General features: G+C 59.4%; 14 protein-coding genes. 6 read left to right on the top strand and 8 right to left on the bottom strand.

Annotated elements, in window-relative coordinates:
- Positions 1 to 91 precede the first annotated feature (91 nt).
- The 3 genes from BLU24_RS07135 to BLU24_RS07125 all read left to right on the top strand — a co-directional run bounded on the left by BLU24_RS07135 (position 92) and on the right by BLU24_RS07125 (position 6,238).
- Entirely contained in the window at positions 92 to 673 is a 582-nt protein-coding gene (locus BLU24_RS07135; RefSeq protein WP_093098686.1) for a dermonecrotic toxin domain-containing protein, read from the top strand.
- 67 nt (positions 674 to 740) lie between these two features.
- Positions 741 to 1,691: an IS481 family transposase gene (locus tag BLU24_RS07130; protein ID WP_093096621.1), complete on the top strand. Its 951-nt coding sequence runs from the start codon at positions 741 to 743 to the stop codon at positions 1,689 to 1,691.
- Entirely contained in the window at positions 1,658 to 6,238 is a 4,581-nt protein-coding gene (locus BLU24_RS07125; protein WP_093098683.1) for an NEL-type E3 ubiquitin ligase domain-containing protein, read from the top strand. Before BLU24_RS07130 ends, BLU24_RS07125 begins: the two co-directional genes overlap by 34 nt.
- Positions 6,239 to 6,285: 47 nt before the next feature.
- Here the strand turns inward: BLU24_RS07125 and BLU24_RS07120 are convergent, their stop codons facing one another.
- The 6 genes from BLU24_RS07120 to BLU24_RS07095 all read right to left on the bottom strand — a co-directional run bounded on the left by BLU24_RS07120 (position 6,286) and on the right by BLU24_RS07095 (position 13,354).
- Complete coding sequence (locus BLU24_RS07120) at positions 6,286 to 7,506, bottom strand: hypothetical protein (RefSeq protein ID WP_093098680.1); 1,221 nt, start codon at positions 7,504 to 7,506, stop codon at positions 6,286 to 6,288.
- 181 nt (positions 7,507 to 7,687) lie between these two features.
- Complete coding sequence (locus tag BLU24_RS07115) at positions 7,688 to 8,188, bottom strand: CS1 type fimbrial major subunit (protein WP_172833246.1); 501 nt, start codon at positions 8,186 to 8,188, stop codon at positions 7,688 to 7,690.
- Positions 8,189 to 8,220: 32 nt separating this feature from the next.
- Positions 8,221 to 8,964 (bottom strand): pilus assembly protein, encoded by a 744-nt coding sequence (locus BLU24_RS07110; RefSeq protein WP_093098674.1) that lies wholly within the window; start codon positions 8,962 to 8,964, stop codon positions 8,221 to 8,223.
- 44 nt (positions 8,965 to 9,008) lie between these two features.
- The gene (locus BLU24_RS07105; RefSeq protein ID WP_093098671.1) at positions 9,009 to 10,223 is read right to left on the bottom strand and encodes a hypothetical protein; all 1,215 of its coding nucleotides are present in this window, start codon (positions 10,221 to 10,223) and stop codon (positions 9,009 to 9,011) included.
- Between the two features lie 4 nt (positions 10,224 to 10,227).
- Positions 10,228 to 12,750, bottom strand: coding sequence for a CS1-pili formation C-terminal domain-containing protein (locus BLU24_RS07100; RefSeq protein WP_093098668.1), 2,523 nt, complete (start codon positions 12,748 to 12,750; stop codon positions 10,228 to 10,230).
- A gap of 112 nt (positions 12,751 to 12,862) precedes the next feature.
- The gene (locus tag BLU24_RS07095; protein WP_093098665.1) at positions 12,863 to 13,354 is read right to left on the bottom strand and encodes a CS1 type fimbrial major subunit; all 492 of its coding nucleotides are present in this window, start codon (positions 13,352 to 13,354) and stop codon (positions 12,863 to 12,865) included.
- Positions 13,355 to 13,863: 509 nt separating this feature from the next.
- Between BLU24_RS07095 and BLU24_RS07090 the strand changes: the two genes are divergently transcribed.
- A complete protein-coding gene (locus BLU24_RS07090) occupies positions 13,864 to 14,439 on the top strand; it encodes a PadR family transcriptional regulator (protein WP_093098662.1) in 576 nt (191 codons plus the stop codon).
- Complete coding sequence (locus BLU24_RS07085; protein WP_093098659.1) at positions 14,436 to 15,221, top strand: siderophore-interacting protein; 786 nt, start codon at positions 14,436 to 14,438, stop codon at positions 15,219 to 15,221. Before BLU24_RS07090 ends, BLU24_RS07085 begins: the two co-directional genes overlap by 4 nt.
- A gap of 120 nt (positions 15,222 to 15,341) precedes the next feature.
- Here BLU24_RS07085 and BLU24_RS07080 read toward each other — a convergent pair whose 3' ends face one another.
- Together BLU24_RS07080 and BLU24_RS07075 are read right to left on the bottom strand one after the other, a co-directional pair.
- Positions 15,342 to 15,980 (bottom strand): Pr6Pr family membrane protein, encoded by a 639-nt coding sequence (locus BLU24_RS07080; RefSeq protein ID WP_093098656.1) that lies wholly within the window; start codon positions 15,978 to 15,980, stop codon positions 15,342 to 15,344.
- 1 nt (position 15,981) lies between these two features.
- Entirely contained in the window at positions 15,982 to 16,212 is a 231-nt protein-coding gene (locus BLU24_RS07075) for a VF530 family DNA-binding protein (protein ID WP_090285959.1), read from the bottom strand.
- A 302-nt stretch (positions 16,213 to 16,514) separates the two neighbouring features.
- Between BLU24_RS07075 and BLU24_RS07070 the strand changes: the two genes are divergently transcribed.
- On the top strand, positions 16,515 to 17,876 hold the full coding sequence (locus BLU24_RS07070) for a carbohydrate porin (RefSeq protein WP_093098653.1): 1,362 nt from the start codon (positions 16,515 to 16,517) through the stop codon (positions 17,874 to 17,876).
- Positions 17,877 to 17,923: the final 47 nt, after the last annotated feature.

The following is a 17,923-nucleotide window of genomic DNA, read 5'->3' as shown; positions in this document are numbered from 1 at the left end:
CGCAGCAGCGTTTGCCTGGCGAACTTTGAACTTTTGTTTTGCCCTGCCGTGGGTAGGCTGATCATTCCTCAACAATCAAGGATGATTGGCCATGTCTCCCGCTCCCCTGCCTGCCGAACAACCAGACAAAGGCCGGCATTACGAATTCATCAAGTCTGCCGTCCACGACAGCTTCAAAAACGCAACCGTCAACCGCGCCCGCGCCTTGGCCGACGTGTCCCTGAAGCCCCAGCCCTGGTACACCTCGGCGAGCGCCGCTGACCTGAAAGAACTGGCCGCGGCCAATCTTAAAGCATGGAACTCGCAGAATCAGGTCGATCATCTTCTGGAGAAAACCGACCTGTATGCCTTCGCCGAGCCGCTGCTCAAGGCGAAAATCAAGTTGCTTCATGGCATCGAGCCGGACGTCAAAAGCACGTACCTGCGCCTTTATCTTCCCGCTGAAACCCCTTGGTACGCGATCAATGTGTCTGAGGGCGTCGTCACCCGAACGGTATCGCTGCTCGATGCCGCACTGCACAACTTCGCCCGCAGCGAAACGGCCGGGCGTGGCTCGGATTACATCAGCAAGCCTGATGAGCGTGGTCTGTTCGACGTCTTGCCAATCAAAAACACCATGCCGATCAGCGATTTCCAAAAACTGTGCCGCGAGCTAGATGTGATCTCTCTGTAGGTTGTTCACTCGGGGCTTTTCCGGGAAATTGGAGGTGCGAACCAAACCAAGCCCCCGGAGGCCCCGAGTGAACACTCATAAAAATGCCCGATTAACTGTTTCTGGTCGAGCCCTTCTTGTTCAAAGAGTCCTCACAGAGGGTTTGAGAGTTGAAGAGGTGGCCAAGGCCCAAGGGGTCAGCGTTCGCACTGCCTACAAGTGGATAAACCGCTATCGAACCGAAGGCGAAAAAGGTCTCCAGGATCGCTCATCCCGCCCGGCTTCCTGTCCGCACGCTACTGCCCCAGAGTGTCTGGAGAAAATCATCAAGCTTCGCCGTGAGCGAAAAACCTATGGCGAAATCAGTAAGTCTTTGAAGGTGGGGCATAGCACGGTAGGCAGGATATTGAGCCGCAACGGACTCAATCGCCTGGCTTATCTGGAACCGCCAGTTGCGGTTATTCGCTACGAATACTCTCAGCCGGGAGGCTTGCTGCACTTGGATATCAAGAGGCTGGGGCGCTTTAACAAACCTGGTCATCGAGTGACAAAAGACCGTCTGAAAGGCCGTTCTTACCATGTGGGTTGGGAGTTTGGACATGTTGCCATCGACGACCATAGTCGAGTGGCGCACTGTGGTTTATACCCAGACCAAACCGCTCGTAGCGCCTGCCTCGCGCTGATCCGGGCCCTGCGTTACTACAAAACGCTCGGCGTGAAATTCGAGCGGGTAATGACCGACAACGGCCCTTGCTACAAATCCAGGAGCTTCAAGCGCCTGTGCCGGCGGCTGCGGCTTAAGCACATCTTTACCAAGCCTTACACCCCGCGCACGAATGGCAAGGCAGAGCGATTTATACAGACCGCTCTGCGCGAATGGGCCTACGCCAGAAGTTATGAAAGCTCAGATCAACGCGCGACGTATCTGATGCCTTGGTTGCACAGGTACAACTGGCATCGCCCGCATGCCAGTTTGAGTTATTTACCACCGATTAGCCGAATAGCATCCGTGAACAACGTGGTGGGTTTACACAGCTAGACCTCGGCGCGAGGTACAAGAAGCACCTGGAAAGCTATCTGCTGCCCGGTGAGCCACTGGCCGAAAGTGTCCTGCAATACAAAGTCAGCCAAAGCCAAAAGGATGCCCTCGCGGTCGCCGCGCAATTAGCCCTGATCAAACGCGACATCTTCTCCGACGCCTACAAAATGTTGTTGGACCTGAGAGAGGAAAGGCGCCCGCTGATGCTGAACGACCGCCCGCTGGTGTACGCCGATCTGTCGCTGCTCGGCACCAGACTGACCGGGATCCTGCTGCTGACCCCCACACAAACCGACAGCCGCGGCATTCGTCGTCTGATCGCGTACATTCCGCACGATCCGGATCACCCGCTCAAGGAATACGCCTCGCTGAAAGCCTTTCGCGAGGAATTGACCCGACAGCTGCGCGAAGACCGCTTCAGCGACGCGACGCAACAGACCTACCGGCAGTTCTTCAGTCAGTTCGTCGATCATCAGCAACGCGGGCACTTTTTCGCCGAACTCGAACAGCGCCTGTTCGTCACCCGTTATCACCCGCGTGACGACCCGACCGATCAGCGCCCTGCGTGGCGCAAGGATGCCGTGGACAATCCCCACCTGCAATTCGCACGGCTGAAAGTCTCGGGCGATTACTGGCGCCACGCCTATCAGCAGAAGCTCAACAAGATTCTCAACGACGCGCGCGAGATCGCCGTCTCCACCGCCGACACCGACAGCAAGGCGCGCTGGGCCTGGTGGGACAACTTCAAGAAGATCCTCTCCGACATTTTCAATGTCGCCCTGTTGATCGTCACACCGTTCGTGCCGGGGCTGGGTGAGCTGATGATGGTTTACACCGCCTACCAGCTGACCACTGACGTTATCGAAGGCATCGTCGATCTGGCCGAAGGCCTGTGGCAGGAAGCGGGTGAGCATGTCATCAGCGTGGTGACCAACGTCATCGAACTGGCCGCGTTCGGCGCGGGCGCGGAAATTGCCGGCGCCTTCAAGGTCAAGCTGTCGCCGCTGGTGGACGACATGAAACAAGTACAATTACCCGATGGCAAAGCGTCGCTGTGGCATCCCGATCTGGGTCCCTATGAACAAAAAAGCCTGCAACTCGATGGGGCCTCGAAACCCGACCCGCATGGCCTGCACGACCATGGCGGCGAGCGCATCTTGCCGCTGGACGGCAAACTTTTCAGCATCGAGAAAGCCTCGACGCGCCCGGAAGTAAAAACCTGGCGGGTCAAACACCCCCAACGCGACAACGCCTACAAACCACTGCTGGAACACAACGAGCACGGCGCGTGGCGGCATGAGGCAGAGAACCCGTCGGACTGGAACGACAACGCATTGATGCCGCGCCTCGGCCATCGCGCCCAGCGCTTCTCGCCCACGCAACTGGAGCAGATTCGCATCAGCAGCGGCACCGGCCACCATCACCTGCGCCGGATGCACAGCGACAGCAGCCCACCGCCGCCCTTGCTGGCGGACGGTCTCAAGCGTTACGCGGCCTACGACGATGCGAAGGTCGCCAGCGCCAACATCCGCGCCGGCAAACCGATCGCGGCCGAGTCGGACTGGTTCGAACCAATCGCCACCAGCCTGCCGGGCTGGCCATACGAGCGCGCGTTGAAGGTTGAGTATGACCATCTGGACGGTTATTCCCGCCAGTACGGCAACCCGATGGCCAGCGCCGCCGACACGCTGACTGTTACCCAGTCAGAGCTTTACGCGGGACAGTTGCCGGAACGTCTGCTGACCTTTCTTGACGAGGGGCAGATGCGCACACTACTGGGTCGTAACGTGCCCGTCGCCGAACGGGTGCAAGCACTGCGCAACAAGCTCGCCGATGCCGTCGACAAACGCCGCGAGGACGTGTCGAAGCGTCTTTATCAAGCGGCCGATCGCACCGGCAAGGCTGACCTGCAGGTGGTGCGCAAGACCTTCCCCGAACTGCCGTTGCCGCTGGGTGAAAAACTGCTCGGCCAGGCCAGCGCCGCTGAAATGCAACGCACCCTGAACGAACAGCGCTTGCCGTTGCGTCTGAAAAATCAGGCACGGGAGCTGGATTTCGAAGCCAGAAGCAGCCGTGCCTACGAGGGTTTCTATCGCGACCATCAACTGAGCTCCGACAGCGAACGCCTCGCGCTGGGAACCTTGCGCCTGCACACCGACACCTTCGCCGACCTGCACATCGAGGTGCGCGACGGCACCTTTGACGGGCCCTTGCGTTGCAGCAGCGGACCGGACAACGCAAAAACGCTCAGGCGTCTGATCAGAAACGAACACGGCCGCTACGAAGTGTTCGACGCCAACGCCCGTTCGCTGCATGCCGCCGCCGAGTTTCATGAAGCGATCTTGCGTGCCCTGCCTGACGAAACACTGACGAGTATCGGCTATCGGCGCGGCCAGGGCGCCGCGCTGAAGGTCTGGCTGATGGAACTCGCAGCAGCCCCCGCCGAGCGCCGCACGGTCCTCGCTGAACCGCCGATTCGCCCGATGGTGAGCGTCGAAACCGAAACACTGCTGGGCTTGCCGAGGTTTCTGCGCCGCTCGACTCCTGAGGAACGGATCCGCGATCTGTATCCGGCAATGACGGAAAGAGAAGCCAGCACGTTTCTTGAAGCACTGACGCGCAAGGGCGAGCCGAAAGACGCCATTGCGCGGCTCGAGCAGGAACGCAAGGATCTGCAAAACGAGTTAACAGACTGGCGCAGCAGTTATACAGAGGTCGATCCGGAAACCGGTTATCCGGGCTTGTCCTCGGACTACCTGCACAAGGGCGGCGACTTTATCGAGGAGCGCCTGAAAGAGTGCTTCGAGCGGCGCAGCGAAATGTTCGGCGAACGCAGCGCCCGTCCAGATCAAGGCTATACGCTCGATCTGTCTTCCGATCTGGTGAGCCATGATCTGGAGCGCTGGTGGAATGACCTGATCAGGCGGCCGAAAATGAAACAGCACCTTGATCGTATCACCGCACTGAAACTGGACAGAGCGCGTCTTTCTCCGGATCCGAGTGCGATGCTGAGCAGCTTGCCCAATCTGCGCCAACTGAGCGCTCGGCAGTGTGAGTTGCAGGCGCTCCCGGACATCATCGGGCTGATGCGTCCCTTGCAGGACCTGGATCTGGCCGATAACAGAATCAAACTGACGTCCGAATCGCGGCAACAGCTTGGCCAGCTGGAACAGTTGCGCACGCTGAATCTGAACGGCAATCCGCTGGACCTGCCACCGGATGTCGGCGCGATGAACCACTTGACCGAACTGAGCCTGGCCAACACCCGTATCGAGAGCTGGCCCGAAGGTTTGTTCAGGGTTGGCGCGGTGGACAAGCAACGTCCGCAAAGCTTCATGCTGGATATGCGCGCAGCGCCGATCAAATCGTTGCCCGAAGTCACGCCCGGATCGGTGCAGGCGCGCATCCTCAGTCGAGCGCGGCTCGATACGTCGCGGCTGTCCGTTGAGGATCGCGTTCGCCTTGGCGGTTATCGCGAGTCCGTCGGCCTGGCATTGGTGCAGGATTATTTCTCCGCAGCTGACGACGAGATTCGCCACTGGCGATCGTTTCCTCAACAACCCGACACGCTCGGCCCGACAGCATCCTTCAGCAAATACCGCGAAGAGTCCTGGCACGATCTGATGGCGGAGCCGGACAGCGCCGGTTTTTTCAGCGTGATTCGCAAGCTTAGAGAAAGCGCCGATTACCAGACTGACAATGGTCGCAGACGCTTGACCCAACGCGTCTGGGAAATGGTCGATGCTGTGGCGCTGGACGCGAAACTGCGCGAGACGCTGTTCCAGCAGATCGTCACGCCCGAGGACTGCGGCGATTTCGGCGCGCAGCTGTTCAATTCGCTGGGCCTGAAAGTACTGGTGTCCAAGGCTTACGGCGAATCGACATCGCCTGCCGTACTTGAAGACAAACTCGTGCGCCTGGCCCGCGCGGCGGCACGCTTGAACCGAGTGACAGACGAAGCTGCGCTTGAATACTGGACACAAGTGCAACTGAACAAAAACGACTCGCGCAATTTGCCACCGGACGAAGTCGAAGTGCACATGGCGTTCGAAACGGGGCTGGCCGAGCGCCTGCAACTGCCCTGGCAATCAGAAGGCATGCTTTACCGGCCACGCTCGGGTGTGACTCAAAAGAAAGTCGACATCGCTTTCGAGACGATCACCAAAGCCGAACAGGGCGATGGTCTGGTCAACGGCATGCTCGATTTGTATTACGAGAATTTCTGGGAAGAACATTTGCTCAAGGCCTACCCGGACCAATACGAACGCAATGCTCGCGAGTTCGAGCCGCAGGAAGGCTGGCTCGATGAACTGCGCGAGGCGCAGGCGCAGTGGGCCAGCACGACTGATCTGGCCAGTCTGACTCCCCTCAACCGAAAGATCGAGCGCCTCGCAGGCCAGTTGGGTATCGCTGATACTGCGCAATTTTTCGAAAACAAACCAATGAGCGACGCCCGTTACGAAGAGCTGTTGATCGGCATCGGTTATCAGCGCAACGAACTGTCGCGGCGCCTGACCCGTGAGGCACTGAAAAGAGCCGGCCTCTGAATGTTCAGCGCGGCCGGCGCCTCACCGCTCGGCCGCGCTGGCAATCCTTAACCGACCTCCGAATCCCAGATCACCGTGATATTGCCTTGATAAGGCCGGCCTTTCGCGTTGTCGATCAGCAGATCGGTGTAGTTCTTGTCGACCTCGAAATGCAGCGTTCCCGGTTTGCGATCGACGTAGATGCTCGGCTGAAACACCGGGCTGGTCTGCGGCCGCAACGGAAAACGTTTGACCGCCTGGCCGGCGCCATCGGTCAAGCCGTTGGGCAGGCTGACGCTGACATCGACCACCCCGCCGTAGCGGGTTTCGCGGTCGATAATGGCGCAACCGGAGCCCACGCCCATGCTGTGCTCGCATTCCAGTTTCATGGTGAATTTCGACGACGCAGAGATGTGGAAAATCTGATCGCGATACAGCCGCACGGGTTTGCGTCCGTTTTCCAGCCAACTGCGCCAGCCGCCCTGAGGTTCCAGCACGATATGATTGCCGCCTGACGGGACATCCACCTTGAGGGTGTGCTGCACGTCCAGCACGAAATCCAGCGTCAGGGTGCTGTCGTCGGACTGAAACCCTCCTCCAATATCAAAGTCGCCACCGCCCCCGACGCTATAGGTCATCGAGCCGGTGTACTGCCCCGAGGACATACCTAACGGATTGGGCGTGCGCAGTTCATAAGCGAAGTCGAGTGTGTCGAAATACATGGACGGAATGGAGTACATCGTCTTTTTGGTGCAGTAACCTTCCGCGGGAGCCTTCCAGAAGAAACGGTAGGTAGCGGGGGTATAAGCGCCGACTCCGCTGTACAGACAAGGTGAAGGTGCATACACCCAACTGCTTTCCCAAAGTTGTTGGTGGCCCGCCAGTGGGTCGCTCACCCCGACCAGTTCGTGCGCCGGGTCGCTCAGAACATAATTTGAGCCAATACCCGTGATGCGCACTTCAACAGTTTCCACTTCCTGCGTATCCGCATTGGTGACTGTCAGCCGCCGCCAGTTGGCCGGAACCTTTATGCCGACTCCCCAATAGGGTTTGATAGTGCCGTTGGAAGTGAAACGAATCGGCAGTTGGATACTGAATGTGGTGTTGTCCGCGCATTGCTCCGGGTAATTCGCACAGTAACCGCTGTTCGGCGTTTGATTGATAAATACGTTCTTGTTTGGCTGCGACGGATCCGGGCGAAATGTGGCGCGGATTTCCTGGATGGCAGCCTGTGCCATAGACGTTGCCAACACCAGCGCCAGACCGATGCCACCTGTGATTCTTTTCATTTTCTTGAACCCGCCTTCTGTCCAGTGCAGGTGACATCCGCCAGGGTGTCCGCCGTGCAAATCACCAATCAGCAACACGTTTGCACCGTCGTCACCCTCACAGCCACCGACAACATGAAGCCGCCCCACAGGGCGGAAACCGGAAGGCATCTGCGTAACGAAATCATTGAATCTCCGTGAATCAGGATGCCGGCGCGGCAGCGCTGAACATCAGCAACACATTGCCGTTGTAATCGCCCGAGCGGTAACCGCCTGCCGGCTCGATCGGTTCGATCTTCAGCGCCACGCGTTTGCCGCCGGCAGCCTCCTCTTTCGAGACCACTTGCTGCGCAACGATGTGTGAGCTGAGCACGACGTTATTGAACGTGACGCGCAGCATGATCACCTCGTTTGGCCGGCCGTTTTCCAGGTACGGATCGAACAGCAGGCGCGCATCGATCGCGCTACTGTCATGCCGAACGTCGAAGTTTTTCTCGAGGCTGCCCAGGGTGGCCTTGGGATAATCCCACCACAACTGTTGCGGCCGGTGAATCCAGTCCGGCTCGGCAGGAATGACATAAAACGGCCGACTGGGAATGGTCAGCGACACCTCGAAGGTGTGCTCTTCCCGAGCCGCCCACGCCAGCGCGCCGGTCAGCCCGGTGGCGAGCATCAGCGCGATGATGGTGCATTGCTTGATCATGTTGATTACCCGATGCGTCAGTGGAAGCGGATCTAGCGACTGGCGGTTTTCAGGGCTTTTTTGTCGGCCCCTTCGATCAGGAAGAAGCGGTATTCGCGGCCCTTTTCCTTGTCGAAGGCGAAGCTCTTGCCAGCCAGCACATGGTGTTTGGTGGTCGCGCCGCAGTCGCTGTCCGTGGTCAGCGAACAGCTCTTGAACTCATCGACGATGATCACCGTGTTGCCGTTGTTGCGCAGTTCGTAACGGTTGGCGCTGTCATTGACCACCGTGTCGAAACGCGCGTCTTTGGGCCGGACGAAAAAAATCGTGCCGAAGCCGGTCATCACGTTGACCCCGGCTGAGAGCGAGTTCTTGTAGTCCTCACGTTCCTCGTTAGTGACCAGGAATTCATCCTCCTTTTCTGGCACCACCGGCACGAAGCGCACGCGAAAATAGCGCTCGCGATCACGCGCGCCCATGTACAGCAAGCGCGTGCCCTGCATGCCCTGCGCAGGCACGATCAACCGTGCGGGGCTGGCCATCAGGCCGTTTCGCGAAGCGCCGTCGGCGGCGTTCTCGACGGCAATTTCCTGCGAGGTGCCATCAGCGTCGTAGACGATTTCCAGCACGTTGACCTTGACGAACGCCGTGGCATCGCCGCTGTTGAACACGCGCTTGAGGTAGGTACTTTTATCGGCATCGAGATAGTCGTACACAGTGCCGACATTGATCTGCGGACCGGCCTGGGCAGTCAGGCAAAACAGGCTGAGCACGCCCAGCAGAAAACCACGGTTCATCGTTGAGAACTCCTGAACGGTTGCGAAGATACGGACTGAAAGGCTCATGCTTCCGAATCCCAGATAATGGTGACATTGCCACGCAAGCGGTCGTTGACGCCGGGTCTGAGGAGAAAATCAATGGCAAACCGCGTCATTTCGAAATGGATCGCACCGGGCTTGCGGTCCAGATAAAGGCCTGGCTGAAACGGCCCGATCCAGTCGTTGAAACGCAAGGGAAGCCGCTTGACCTCATGGCCGCCGGCATGGGTGATGCCTGGCGGCAAGGTCATGAACACCTCCACCTCTGTGGAATTACCCTCCGTGCTGCCCAGGTTGCAGGTGTTGCCCCCTTGCGAACTGCACAGCATCATGACCTTGAAGCGTGACGACGCCGAAATGTGAAACGGCTGGTCGCGAAAGATCCTGTTGGGCTTGCGTCCGCTGTTTATCCACGGTGCCCAGCCGCCTTCGGGCTCCAGCGTGACGTTGTTGCCTCCGGGTGGAATGTCGATTTTCAGGGTGTGCTGCACATCGAGGACGAAATCAAGAGTCAGGTTGCTGTCGTCGGACTGAAACGCTGCGCCCATATCGAAGTCGCCGCCGGGGCCCATCGTGTAGTTGAGAGAACCGGTGTACAGGCCGCTAGTCATGCCCAACGGGTTGGGCGTTTTCAGCTCGTAGGCGAAGTCGATTGTCTCGTAGTCCATTGAGGGAATGCGAAAAGCCGCCGTCTTGGTGCACGCAGCTTCAACTGGCGTGCGCCAGAAAAAACGATAGGCAACGTCGCTGTAACTCGCCAGGCCCGAGCCCAGGCAAGGCGCCGGGGCGTAAAGCCAGCCAGACTGGGAAGTCCAGAGAATGTCATGGCCTGTGGGTTGCTCGACCCCCGTCAGGTTCTTCACGGTATCGCCCAGCACAAATCGGGAGCCGATGCCGGTTACCCGCAGTTCAACGACTTCCGTTTCCTGAGTATCCATATTGGTCACTGTCAACTGTCGCCAGCCCGCAGGTGCACGCAGCGAGACATCGTCCCCCGGCATGATTGCGCGAGTAGATTGATAACGGACCGGCAGTTCAATGCTGAACATGTTGTTGGCGGCGCACTGTGGGGGGAAATTCAAGCAATACCCGCTGTTGGGCGTCTGGTTGACGAACAGGTTCTTCGACGGCTGCGCAGGATCGGGCTGGAACATCGCACGAATTTCCTGATTCACGGCCTGTACCGGGAACGCGCTCAACGCCAGCGCCAAAGCGCAACCGGTGGTCATTATCTTCATGGGATCAACCTGCCTTCTGTTCAGTGGTCGTGACATCCGCCAACGTATCCGGCGTGCAACGCAAATCCCCGATCATCAGCACGTCGTTCTCGCTGCGATGGTCTGCCTCGTTGAGACGGAACTGGCACAGCAACTGATTGCCCTGACGCACTTCCAGAGTCGGCGAGCCGGCATTCATTTCCATCGAAAAGAACCCGTCGACTTCAGTCACGCCACGGCTGGCGTGGTTGATCACGTGGTGCCCCTTGAGCGGTTGGCCCTGGGCATTGACCAGTCGACCGAGCACTGTGAAGGTTTTCATCACGCGCACCTTGCGGTACTCGACGCCGCCCTTGTTCAGGTGATAACGGGTACGTGCCGGCTCGATCGTTGCCGCCGGGACGTTGTTCCCTTCGAAGTCGAAACTCACCGAGCTGTTCTGGTACGCCGTGATCGGAATGAAATTGCGCCCCGGCTTCAACGCCGCACCGCCGCCGCTGTAGTCATCGGCGCGCAGGACGATATCGTCGATGTCCGACTCGACGTCGACGATCAGCCCGGCGCCGCGCACTTCGCTCTGGCTGGTCAGGAGCATTTTTTCGCCGCCGATCACCAGCGTGCTGTCGACGTTGAGGCCGCCGGTGTAATTGCCGTTGTACGAGGAGCGCTGGACAAACGCGTCGCCGTTGACCGCATCGGTGCGGAAGTTGGTCAGGCCGGACATGCCCAGACCATAGGTGTCGGTGAGCGCGGTGACCGATACGCTTTGCAGCACGTGATCCTTGAAATCCTTGCGCCAGCCGAGCGAAGCGTTGTTGTCGCGCTGGCCATCGCGGGCGGTGCGCGAGCCGATGCTGCCGGTGATCTGCTGGCCGGGCGCACCGAGCGCCAGGTTGATGCTCAGGTCGACGCCACGATTGCGCGCATCGCCACTGCTGTAGCTGCCCGGCCGATCGAAAATCGACAAACGCCAACTGGCGTCACTGCCCAACAGCGTGGTGCGCTGGGTCCAGCCGAGATCGATGCCCAAGCCCTCGACATTGCCCTCACTGTGCGCCACTCGAGCGTTGACTGAACTCATGCTGCTGACCCGATGATTGAGCGCCAGCGAGGAATTGCTGGTCTGGCCGATGAACACGTTGCGCGGGCGAATCCGTGTGCCATCGGGCAAGGTGTCATAGGTGTTGGTGGTGTCGAGCCAGCTGCGGTTGTGGCTGACGACAATGCTGCCGGCACCGTAGTTGTACAGGCTTTGCAGATCGAGTCCGGTGCCGTAATCCTCGGTCTTGTAGACGTTGGCGTAGAGGCTGACATGATTGGCCAATGTCCAGTCGATCGAGGTGCCGTACTGCAGCTTTTCGCGAATCTGCCGCGCCGATGCGCCGACAATCACCCGCGGATGCAGCAAGTAGTTCACCGCCGCGCCGGCGGTCGGACTGCCGCTCGATTGCGTGTCCCAGTTGCTCAGCAGTTTGCTTTCTTCGCCGGCGAACAGGTTGTAGCGCCAGCGCTCGTCGAGGTTGCGCCAGTTGCTGGGCTTGTACACCAGCTCCTGGGTGGTCGAAGTGATCTGGCCGTCTTCGATCAGACGCACTTCCACTTCGTAGATACCGCCGGGCAATGGCCGGGTGTCGAGGGTCTGCAACCCGGCCGGTACTGATTGCGTGTTGATCAGCAGGCCGTCGCGCCAGATCTCTACCGAACCCTGGCGGTTGGCGGTGACGTAGATCGGGTACACGCTGGGCATCGGGCTATTGATGGCCAGACTGTCGGAGCTGCCATACATCACGCCGACAGCGGTGTCGGGGCTGGTGCCGAACGTACGCGGTTGGCGCGTCAGCCCTTCGGAATTGGGGGTGAAATAGCCCAGGCGGAAGAAACTGCCTTGCAGTTCGCGCTGGGTGTGCAGTTCATGCACGGCGTGATAAAGCTTGTCGTCCGGGCCGCCGAGACGGGCCATTTGCAGGTTGAGGGTCTGGCTCCAGTTGCCCAGGCTCGCGCTGGCTTCAAGGCCGAAACGCCCACCGAGGTCCTGGTCCTGACCACCGTTGAGGTTGAGCTGGTTACGCACCATCAGGCCGCTGCTGCCGCCGCTGGGTTGCTCGAAATAACGCTTGGCCTCAACGTCGCGTTCGGCGTTTTCGGTGACAATCGAAACCAGTGAGTCTTCCAGGTTGTAGTGCACGGCCAGAAACTGATCCGGGCAGGAACCGCTGCACCCACCCAAGGGCACGCCGGGCTTGAGATAACTGGCCCACTTTTCCCGCTCGGACGGGCCGAAACGGTTTTCACTGGTGTCGGTGAATTCGAGGAGGGTGATGCGATCATCGCGGGACAACACCACCATGGCTTCGCCCAGCGGCTGCTGGTCGACTTCGACCCGCACCGCCAGCGGCACATCAAAGAAATGCTCCTCGAAATCCGCTGGCAGGCCTTTGGCCTGCGCCAGCAGACTGCGTGGCGTGGTACCGGCGGTGTTGGATGCGACGGCTGCGCTGGCACAAAACAACAGCGCAAGCGCAGCCGCGATGGGGGTCATCGGGAACATGAACTCGTACTCTGGTTTACTGACAATGAAAGTCCGGCGGGGCACACATCGCTGCCTGCCCCGTCGGTTGACGCCACGCGTGAAAGCGAGCGCTATGAACCTGATCAGTCGATCAGTTGCCGCCGACCGGTGGCACAGCGTCGAAGATCATTGCCACGGAACCTGTGTAATCGCCCGGCTGGAAGTTGCTGCCCTTGGCAGAAATTTTCAGCGGTGCACGGTAGTTGACGTCAGACTCGGCTTCACCAACGACCATTTGCGGGGTCAGGGTCAGTTCCTTGTTGTTAAGCATGACCTGCAGGTCGATCGAGGTACTGCCGGACACCAGTTTTGGTGCACTTTCGAGGCTGGCGTGTACCGAACCGTTGTTGTTACGCACGTCGAAGAAACCATTGACGTCGGCCATTTTGCCGGTGGTCGGCTGGTAGCTCATGTCCTGGTCCTTGTTGACCAGATCCGGGTCAGTCGGCACGACGTAGAAACCGTTGGTCGGCACATGCGCGACAAGGCTGATCGAGTGCGACGCTTCGCCGGCGGCGAATGCGCCAGTGGAGGTCATTGCCAGAAGAGCCAGTGGAGCGGCGATTGCAAGTTTCTTGAACATCGTTATGTACCTGTTTGCTTGATAGGGGAATGAACATTGAAAGTTCAAGCAGACACTGCTCGAGTCGTCGCTCGAGTTGAGCCAGATCAACTTGAACTTTCAATGTGGGCGCATCATCGGCTGTCGACTCTGGAAAGTAAGCAGGCAACTTCCGACAACCTCGTAGTTAAACAACCCTATGACCTGCAAGAAAAAACAGCTAAATAGCGATATTCGAAACAGTAACTGTAAGCGATGCCCTACAAACAGTTTTAGTTAAAAAACCATACAGCAACTTCGCCCCGCCCCGGCAGTAACTTCGCAACTTTTAGAACTTATACTCTACAACAACTAGAGCCATGACTTTAACTTTCCGGTCATTGCGCGTGGCTCCGCTTGCGTGATTTCAGTGCTTGCGTTTCGCTGGCGCCTGCCGCTCGTCAGCCACGCAGACCGCAGAGAAAAAACGTCTTGCACCCTCGTTAAGATATATCTTACGTTGTATCTAAACACGACGAGAGAAGACTGAAATGAGAGACCATCATTCACCCCACCGCGAACACGGTGAGCCCCGTGACGGCTTCGACCGTCGCCCCGGCCGCGAACGCGGTGGCCGCGGCCCACGAGTATTCGCCCCCGGTGATCTGAAATTGCTGCTGCTGGCGCTGGTCGCCGAACAGCCGTGCCACGGCTACGACCTGATCCGCCAGATCGAAAGCATGTTCGACGGCGCCTACAGCCCGAGCCCCGGGGTGATCTACCCGACCCTGACCTTTCTCGAAGAAAGCGAACTGATCAGCGGCGACGCCGAGGGTGGCAAGAAACGCTACAGCGTCACCGACGCCGGTCGTGTATCGCTTGAGGAACAAGCGGTGGCGCTGGACGGCGTACGCATGCGCATCGAGGTCAGCAAACGCTCGCTGCGCGGCCATGACCGGCCGCCGGAAATCCACGAGGCGGTGCACAACCTGCGCCACGCTCTGCAAATGCACCACGGACGCTGGAGCGCGGAAGAAATCCTGCGTGTGCGCGACCTGCTCAACAACACCGCCAAAGCCATCGTCGACGGCCCCGCCGCCCGACCTGCCCCGGAGACTGCCGAATGACCGCCGTCGATACTCAGACCATTCACCGCGTCATGCATGAAATCAAACGTCGCAAGCTGCAAGTGTTGCGCGTGGTCGACCTGACGCCGCGCATGCGCCGCATCACCCTCGGCGGGCCGGAGCTGGCGGGTTTCATCAGCCTGGGCACCGATGATCACGTGAAATTGCTGTTTCCGCAGAACGCCGAGCAAGCAGCAGCGCTGGAAAATATGGAACTCGGCGCCGCCAAGGACGACGGACCAAAACCGGAAATGCGCGACTACACCCCGCGTCGCTACGACCTGGAAAAAATGGAGCTGGACATCGACTTCGTCCTGCACGGCGACGGCCCTGCCTCGACGTGGGCCGAGCAGGCGCAACCCGGCCAGTTTCTGCACATCGGCGGCCCGCGTGGCTCGATGATCGTGCCGGACATGTTTGACAGCTACCTGCTGATCGGCGATGAAACCGCCCTGCCCGCCATCGCCCGCCGCCTCGAAGGCCTGGCGGCCAATCGCAAGGCGCTGGTGGTGGTGGAAGTGGAAAACGGCGCCGAGCAGCAACGGCTGGAAAGCGCCGCGCAGGTCAATGTGATCTGGGTCTTGCGCGAGGGCGGCAAGGACAACCTGCTGACCACCGTCAAACAACTGCAGGTGCCCAACGGCAATCTGTATGCGTGGGTCGCGACCGAAACGAAAGTCTCACGGCAGATTCGCCGGGTGTTGATCGATGAGCACGGGCTCGATGAGCAGTTCATCAAGGCTGCCGGCTACTGGCGTGCCGAGGGCTCCGACGAGGAATGATATTCCCCTGACTCGCATCCCTTTGTGGGAGCGAGCCTGCTCGCGAAGGCGTCGGCACAGTCGACAACGTTGGTGACTGACACACCGCTTTCGCGAGCAGGCTCGCTCCCACACGGGTTCTCAACTTCGTGCGGGCCGTTTGCGGTCTACGCCGATGATCAACAGGCCAATCACCACAAACCCCACCAATATCCCCCCGGCATTGATAAACACCTGTGGATAACCCAGCACCGCCACATCAATGAACGGATACGCATACGCGCCGAGCTGATGCCCGCGCAGCAAGGCGTAGATGAAATACACCAGCGGATAGATCAGCCACAGCGGCAAATGCCACAAGCGCAACGTGCCCTTGGGAACGCAGCACCACCAATACGCGAGAAACAGCAGCGGCATCACGTCGTGGAGTAATTCGTCAGCGATGAATTGCCAGCCTTCGGGATGCCACAGATGCCGCAGCAAAATGCTGTAAGCGAGGCCGACCACGGCGATGCTCACCGCCACCCCGCTGCTCACCCATGGCCGCAGAAACCAGCGCTGCGCTGCCGATTCACGCGGTGTGACGGCACAGGTCAGCACCGTCGCCACCAGTGTATTGGTCAGTACCGTGAAGTAACTGAAGAAGCTCACCAGCCCGCCAAGCAGGCTCGCGCCGACGTTCAAACGGGCGAAGAAGATCAGGTACAGCTGAATGCCCAATCCGGCCCAGCCCAAAACAGCGGCGCAGGTGATCAGGCGCTGACGCCAGATTGCGTCCATCTCAAAGCGGTCGCTTGGTGCGCATCAGCTTGACGTAAAGACGTTCGACCTTCTCCCGCGCCCACGGGGTTTTGCGCAGGAATGTCAGGCTCGACTTGATGCTCGGATCGCTCTTGAAACAACGGATATCGATCCGCTCGGCCAGGCCCGACCATTCGTAGTGGGTCACCAGCGCGTTGAGGATCTGTTCAAGGGTCACGCCGTGCAGCGGATCAGGGGTTGGTTCGTTCATGCCAGGCCTTCGAGCGAAGTGAAAATGCGTAAAGCCGCGCACCTTAGCCGAGGGGGGGGATCGGGTGAAAGGCCTGACTGTAAATGTAGGTCAACCCGAGAACATCGCAGGCCGGCAAGCGGGCGACAATGCGCCCGTTTGCCGCACTGTTACCGAATCCGAAACGCTGCATGTCTGCAAAAGCCCTTTCTCAATTTGTTACAGATCATTATCCTGCCGCCCTTCCGCTGAATCGCTTCACTGCCTGCGTCATTTTGAAGCGCCGAAATTGCACTCCCAAAACATCAAAAAAAGACTTATCCATGGCTGATTTTTCCTTCTCCCGAGACAGCGCTATCTCCACGTTGCGCATCCTTGGCGGCTGCACTGCGCTGGGCCTCGCCACTTGCGCGCAAGCGGCGCCCGCGTTCGACAGTGAATCACCGTACATGCTCGGTGACTGGAACGGCACGCGCACCGAACTCGCGGAAAAAGGCTACGACTTCAAACTCGACTACACCGGCGAAATGGGCAGCAACCTGCACGGCGGCTACGACCATGACCGCACCGCGCGTTACAGCGACCAGTTCGGCCTCGGCACGCACCTGGACCTGCAGAAGATCCTCGGCTGGGACGCCGCCGAGTTTCAGCTGACCATTACCAAACGCAGCGGCAACAATATCAGCAACGACCGCATCAACGATCCACGGGTCGGTGGTTTCACTTCCGCTCAGGAAGTCTGGGGCCGTGGCCAGACCACGCGCCTGACGCAAATGTGGTACCAACAGAAATTCTTCGATCAGAAACTCGACATCAAGGTCGGCCGTTTTGGCGAAGGCGAAGACTTCAACAGCTTCCCCTGCGATTTCCAGAACCTGGCGTTCTGCGGCTCACAAGTCGGCAACTGGGTCGGCGGCATCTGGTACAACTGGCCGGTCAGCCAATGGGCGCTGCGGGTCAAATACCACCTGACGCCGGAGCTGTACGCACAGGTCGGTGCCTACGAGCAGAACCCGTCGAACCTCGATCGCGGCAATGGCTTCAAGCTCAGCGGCAGCGGCACCCAGGGGGCGATCCTGCCGATCGAACTGGTGTGGACGCCCAAGCTCAACGGCCTGCCGGGCGAGTACCGCGCCGGCTACTACTACAGCAACGCCAAGGCGTCGGACGTTTACAAAGACCAGAACGACCGGCCAGCCGCCCTCAGCGGCGAAGCCTACCGCAGCGCGTCGAGCAAACACGGCGTGTGGCTGGGCGTTCAACAGCAGATTACCAGCGTGGCCAGCGACAACAGCCGCGGCCTGAGCGTGTTCGCCAACGCAACAATGCACGACAAGAAAACCAACGCGATCGACAACTACGTACAGGCCGGCCTCACCTATAAAGGCCCGTTCGACACGCGCGCCAAGGACGACATCGGTTTCGCCCTGGCCCGCGTACACGTCAACCCGGCCTATCGCAAAAACGCCGAAGCGAGCAACCGCGCCAACGCCGTGTATGACTACGACGATCCGTCCTTTTTGCCACCGCAAGACACCGAATACAGCGCCGAGCTGTACTACGGCGTGCACGTGACGAACTGGCTGACCGTACGCCCGAACCTGCAATACATCCGCCACCCCGGTGGCGTGAACGACGTCGACGACGCCCTGATCGGCGGGATCAAGATCCAGTCGTCGTTTTAAAGAATACGCAAGCTCCTGTAGGAGTGAGCCTGCTCGCGATAGCGGTG

Origin of the sequence: Pseudomonas sp. Z003-0.4C(8344-21) (assembly GCF_900104975.1) — a bacterium.
Classification (GTDB): Bacteria; Pseudomonadota; Gammaproteobacteria; order Pseudomonadales; family Pseudomonadaceae; genus Aquipseudomonas; species Aquipseudomonas granadensis.
Note: the sequence above shows the minus strand (reverse complement) of the source record. Positions and strands in the feature narration are given on the sequence as shown.